5 protein-coding genes and 1 pseudogene are annotated in these 5,792 nt (G+C 71.9%); 5 read left to right on the forward strand and 1 reads right to left on the reverse strand.

Translation table 11 applies throughout. From position 1 onward, the window contains the following. The 5 genes from ACJ73U_RS30475 to ACJ73U_RS30495 all read left to right on the forward strand — a co-directional run. Positions 1–1,194, forward strand: a 1,194-nt coding sequence (locus ACJ73U_RS30475; protein WP_407781176.1) for a response regulator transcription factor, incomplete at its 5' end; no start/stop codon positions are given. 101 nt (positions 1,195–1,295) lie between these two features. Continuing rightward, complete coding sequence (locus tag ACJ73U_RS30480; RefSeq protein WP_407781177.1) at positions 1,296–1,943, forward strand: hypothetical protein; 648 nt, start codon at positions 1,296–1,298, stop codon at positions 1,941–1,943. Between the two features lie 78 nt (positions 1,944–2,021). Further along, positions 2,022–3,170 carry a helix-turn-helix domain-containing protein gene (locus ACJ73U_RS30485; protein WP_407781178.1) on the forward strand — a complete coding sequence of 383 codons (1,149 nt, stop codon included), beginning with the start codon at positions 2,022–2,024 and terminating at the stop codon, positions 3,168–3,170. Positions 3,171–3,192: 22 nt separating this feature from the next. Continuing rightward, positions 3,193–3,813, forward strand: coding sequence for a DUF47 domain-containing protein (locus tag ACJ73U_RS30490; protein ID WP_407781179.1), 621 nt, complete (start codon positions 3,193–3,195; stop codon positions 3,811–3,813). Between the two features lie 38 nt (positions 3,814–3,851). Further along, the gene (locus tag ACJ73U_RS30495) at positions 3,852–4,841 is read left to right on the forward strand and encodes an anion permease (RefSeq protein ID WP_407781180.1); all 990 of its coding nucleotides are present in this window, start codon (positions 3,852–3,854) and stop codon (positions 4,839–4,841) included. Between the two features lie 482 nt (positions 4,842–5,323). Here the strand turns inward: ACJ73U_RS30495 and ACJ73U_RS30500 are convergent. Beyond that, positions 5,324–5,792 (reverse strand): annotated as a pseudogene (locus ACJ73U_RS30500) (hypothetical protein); the annotation flags it as partial.

The following is a 5,792-nucleotide window of genomic DNA, read 5'->3' on the forward strand; positions in this document are numbered from 1 at the left end:
ACAAACATTCACAACACCACGCACAACCTATATGCTACCGGGTGCCTGGAACGTGCCCGGGCCACCGCCGTGCGCCACGGCCTGCCGCTCTGGGAGATCCACGCGCTGGTCCGCCTCGGCAACGACGACGCCCTGCGCGACGGCCGGCTCGAGCGGCTGGAACAGGCCCGCACGCAGGCCACCCTCGTCGGCGCCATCACCGCCCGCTACCAGGCCGAGCAGAGCATCGCCCTGTACACGACCCTCAAGGGCGACTACGGCACGGCGGAAAAGCTCGTCGAGGAGGTCTACGACGCCGCCGCGCGACTGAAGCTGGTCGGGTGCGTGCACTACGTGCTGCTCGTCCGCGCGGTCCTCGCCGGCCACCGCGGGCGCCGCAAGGAGATGGACGAGGCCCTCGCCACCTTCCGCCGCTGGGACGGCGACACCCAGCCGCTGCACGTGCCCAGGATCTACGGACTCGCGCGGGCATTCTGCGCGTTGCTGGAGGAGAACCGGTCGCGGGCGGTCGCCGAGCAGGCCGCGGCGCTGCGCGCCGAGGACGCCACCCCGACGGTGTACCACTCGGGCGGCCGCTACGGGCTCAACCTGCTGCTGGGCGCCCTCAGCGGCGCCATCACCCGGCCCGAGTTCGACGCCATCGTGTCATCGCCGGGGGCGGGGTTCCGGTGGGACCGGATGTTCGCGCTGTTCGGTCAGGCCGTGCTCGCCGGTCGCGCCGGCGGCGCGGACGAGGCGGTCGCCGCGGTCGACGAGGCGATCACGGTCGGCGCCCCGTACGCCATGGGCCGCCGCCTCGGCCTGCGGCTCGTCGCCGAGGCCGCGCTGGCCGACGGCTGGGGCCGGCCCATCGACTGGCTGCGGGAGGCGGAGGACTACTTCCACGCCGCGGACATCCCCGCCGTCGCGAGCGCCTGCCGCGCGTTGCTGCGCCACAGCGGAGTCCGGGTCGCCCAACGCCGCAGCGGCGTCACGGAGATCCCCTCGGCGCTGCGCTCGGCCGGGCTGACCGTCCGCGAGTACGAGGTGCTGCGGCTGCTCGCCGACCGGCTCGGCAACCGCGAGATCGCCGACCGCCTGCACCTGTCCACCCGCACCGTCGAGAAACACGTGTCGAGCCTCATCACCAAGACCGGCCTGCCGAACCGGATCGCGCTGTCGGAGTACGCCGTCAATACCGCCGGCCGCGCCTGACCACGACACGCCGCACCCAATACCCGGCGCTGACCGGATCGTGCGCGAGAATCAAGTGGCACGACGCGGAACGCGAGTGTCGGATCAAGTAGGGAGATCGTGTGGACCAGCTGGCACCCCTGATCGACCCCATCCCCGTCCCCACGTTCGTGTCCGTGCTCTGCGAGTGGCTGCAGGACGCGCACGACGCCGCCGCCGACCTCCAGCGCGTCCGCCTGGCCGGGCCGCGCGGCAACTGGAACAACAGCCACAGCTTCGGCACCGACCGCTACCAGTTCCTCGTCCGCACCGCCGGGTCGCTCACCGCCCAGCTGCCGGACCTGCAGGTCGAGACGGCCTTCCAGACGGTCGCGCTGAAACTGCCCCGCGTGGGCATCTACCAGATGCAGGTCAACGGCGGCCCCACGGGCTCGCTGGCCGACGCGAGCGACCTGCGCCGCGAACTGCTCGGCGCCAACGACCACCCCGGTCTGTTCAGCAGACCCGAAGCCCTCTTCGGCGACCGGCGGCGACTCACCCTGGTCTGGACCGGCAGCGAGCAGCACGGGCTCACCGGCGCGTGGATCGGCCAGGGCGAACTGGTCGACAGCCGCATCGACTGGATCTGGCGCGAGAGCCTGCTCGACGTCACCGCCGCCGCCGGCGTGCCCCGCCAGACCGGACCGCTCGACCCGACGATCTTCGACCTGTCCGAGCCCACGCTGCCGCTGCGCCCCCGTACCCCGGACGAGGATCGCCGGTCCGGCTGACCCCGCCCCGAAGATCACCACTCTCCGTGCTGGGCCACCATGGCACGGACCACCCCCCTGCCCTTCAGGAGTACCGCCGTGCACCCGGATGCCTTCGCCGTCGCGCGGGCATTCGCGCCGGCCCGGCTCACCATGGCCCGCGAGCTGGCCGGCCTGCGCAAACGCGACCTCGCCGACGCCATCGACCGGACCGCGGCGGCGGTGTCCCAGTACGAGCTGGGGCAGTCCAGACCCAGCGGCGAGACCCTGGACCGCTGCGCCGACGCGCTCGGGGTGCCCGTCTCGTTCTTCACCACCGGCCGCCCCCACCTGCGCCTGGACACCGCCAGCGCGCACTTCCGGTCCCTGCGGTCCACCACCGCCCTGAAACGGCAGCAGGCGCTCGCGCACGTCGAGCTGCTGTGGGAGCTGATCGACCAGCTCGACCAGGTCGTCGAGTTCCCCACCGTCGACCTCGGCCTGCCGCTGGGCACACCCGCCGGTGACCCGGCCGCGACCGCCGGCCTGCTCCGCCGGGCCTGGGAGGTGCCCGCCGGCCCGGTCGCGCACCTCGTCCGCCGCCTGGAGACCCGCGGCGTCGTGCTCACCCAGCTGCCCGCCGTGGACGCCGAGACCATCGACGCGTTCTCCGCCGCACCGCTCGACCGGCCCCTGATCGTGCTGTCCCACAAGGGGAACCCGATGCGGCAGCGGTTCTCCGTCGCCCACGAGCTCGGGCACCTGCTGCTGCACCCCGAACCCGCGCCCGGCTCCCGCGTGCACGAACGCGAGGCCAACACCTTCGCCGCCGAGCTGCTCATGCCCGCCGGCGAGATCCGCGACCGGCTCCCCACCCCGGTCGACCTCACCGCCCTCAAGGAGACCGCCGACGGGTACGGCGTGTCCGTCGCCGCCCTCGCCTACCGCGGCAAGGACCTGCGCGTGTACAGCGAGTCCACCCTGCGGCGGATCATGGCCACGCTCACCCAGCTCGGCTGGCGCACCGACGAACCGGTCGGCGCCCGCTACCCCGGCGAGCGCCCCGAGCTTCTGACCAGGGCCGCCGAGCTGGCCGCGGCTCACGGCCTGCCGCTGCCCGTGCTCGCCGAGCGGCTGCACCTGCCGCTGCCCCGCCTGCGTGAACTGCTCGGCATGCCCGCCCCCCGACCCCACCTCCGCCTCGTGCACGGCGGCCAGGCGACACCTGGGTCACCATCTGTTCATGAGCCGTCCATAATCTGGCGGTGATCACGGATGGGAGTGGCAGCGCATGCGACTACGACTGAAGCCTCGGGACACGAAGTTCTTCGACCTGTTCAGCGACGCGGGCGCGAACATCCTCGCGGCGACCGGTGTGCTGTGCGAGTTCGTCACCGCGCCCACCGACCACCGCGACGAGCTGGCCCGGCGCATGCACGAGGCCGAACACGCCGGTGACGACACCACCCACGCCATCATGGAGCAGCTCGACCGGTCGTTCGTCACGCCGTTCGACCGCGAGGACATCTACCGCCTCGCGGTCCGGCTCGACGACGTCATCGACTACATGGACGCCGCCGTCGACCTCACCGCCCTCTATAACCCCGAGGCGCTGCCGGACAACATCCGCCTGCAGGTCGACGTCCTGGAACGGTGCGCCAAGCTCACCGCCGACGCCATGCCCCGGCTGGCGACGCTGCGCAACCTGCGGGACTTCTGGGTGCAGGTCAACGAGCTGGAGAACGAGGCCGACCAGATCTACCGGCGGCTGCTGCAGTTCCTGTTCGACGGCAGCCACGACCCGCTGACCGTCATGAAGCTCAAGGAGATCGTCGACCAGCTCGAGTCGGCGGCCGACGCGTTCGAGCACGTCGCCGACGTCGTCCACAGCATCGCCGTGAAGGAGTCCTGATGGTTCGCTCCGCACGCTCGGTGAACGGGTCCTGACGAGTGGACTGGCTCGCGCTGATCCTCGTCATCGTCCTCGCGGTGGGGTTCGACTACACCAACGGCTTCCACGACGCCGCCAACGCGGTCGCGAGCGCGGTGTCCACCAGGGCGCTGTCACTGCGGGGCGCGCTCACCCTCGCCGCGGTCATGAACCTGATCGGCGCGCTGGCCGGCACCGGCGTCGCGGTCACCGTCGCGAAGGGCATCATCGACACTCCGCACTCCGGGCACGGCATGGCGGTGGTCGGCGCCGCGCTGATCGGCGCCATCGCCTGGAACGTCACCACCTGGTACTTCGGGCTGCCGTCCTCGTCGTCACACGCGCTGATCGGCGGCATGGTGGGCGCCGCGCTCGCGTCCGCGACGACCGTGCACTGGCGGGGCGTGGTGGAGAAGGTCCTCATCCCGATGGTGGTGTCACCGGTGGTCGGCCTCACGCTGGGCTACCTGGTGATGATCGGGCTGCTGTGGCTGTTCCACCGGGTGAACTCCCACCGCGCCGACCGGTTCCTGCGCCGCGCGCAGCTGGTGTCCGCGTCGAGCCTCGCCCTGGGCCACGGGCTGCAGGACGCACAGAAGAGCATGGGGATCATCGTGCTCGCACTGGTCGTCACCGGGCACCAGAGCGACTACCACGTGCCGCTGTGGGTGATCCTGCTGTGCGCGACCGCGCTCGCCGCCGGCACCTGGTCCGGCGGTCTGCGGGTCATGCGCACCCTGGGCAGGCGGATCTTCCACCTCACACCCGGACACGGCTTCGCGGCGGAGGTCTCGGCGTCGTCCGTGCTGTACCTGACGGCGTTCGTGTTCGCGGCACCGGTGTCCACCACGCACGTGGTCACCTCGGCGATCATGGGGGTGGGCGCGACACGCCGACGCAAGGCGGTGCGCTGGTCGGTCGCCGGTGACATCGCGATCGGCTGGGTGCTGACGTTCCCGGGCGCGGCCAGCGTCGCGGCCCTCGCCTACACGGTGCTCAACCTGCTCTGACCCCGACCGCGGCGCGGACCGGACCAGGCGCGCCGGCCCGCCGGGCGCGGCCAGGGCCGATCCCGCGGCCGGCTAGCGGGTATTCCGCACAGGGGCCGCTGACCTGCGGCGACTACCTCGCCGGGCACTCGGTCGGCGAGGTCGCCGCCCACGTCGCCGGCGTGTTCTCGCTGGCCGACGCGGCGCGCCTGATCAGGACTGCTCCGGCTCACGCTCGTGATCAGCCGACACTCGATCGGGTGCGGAAACGGGCTAGCCGGGTATTCCGCACATGGACCGCTGGCCTGCGGCGATGATCGGGACGCTGCTCTGGCTCAAGCTCGTGACCAGCCAAAACTCGATCATGTACGAAAAACGGGGCTAGCCGCAACGCCGGTCGGTTAGATGCTCGGCAGCCGGCTTGTTGATCTTGATCGCGTCCGTTTTCGCTGGTCGCCGATCGCGAAGTTGATCTGGGTCGGCCTAACCGACCGGCATTGGGGCTAGCCGGTCCGGTCGGTGAGCAGCTCCGCCAGCAGCCGCGTGCGCAGGTCCTCCGCCGGGACGTCGGGTACGAGCAGGACGTCCCGCAGCGCGGTGGTGGTGGCCCTCAGCCGGGCGAGGTCCCGCTGCGCGGCGACCGTCGCGGCGTTCCCCTCGGCGGTCAGCCGGTCTGCGTGCGTCTTCGCGGCGGCCGCCTCGGTTCGCGCGCGGTCCAGGTCGTTCTTCGTCGCGTCGAGTTCGGTACGGGTGCTGCTCAACGCGGCGGCCAGGTCGGTTTCCCGAGTGCGCGTCCGGGCGAGTTCGGCGCCGGACTCCTCGACGGCGCGCTGGTGGTCGGCCACGACGACGCGCAGGTCGTCGAGTGCGACGCGGGCGGCGTCGCGTTCCGCACGGGTGGCGGCCAGCTTCTCCGTGGCCGTGGCCAGGGCCTTCTCGACGGCCTCGACGCGGTCGCGTTCCTCGCGGACG

The sequence above is a fragment of the Actinophytocola sp. genome (assembly GCF_045807065.1).
Taxonomy (GTDB): Bacteria; Actinomycetota; Actinomycetes; order Mycobacteriales; family Pseudonocardiaceae; genus Actinophytocola.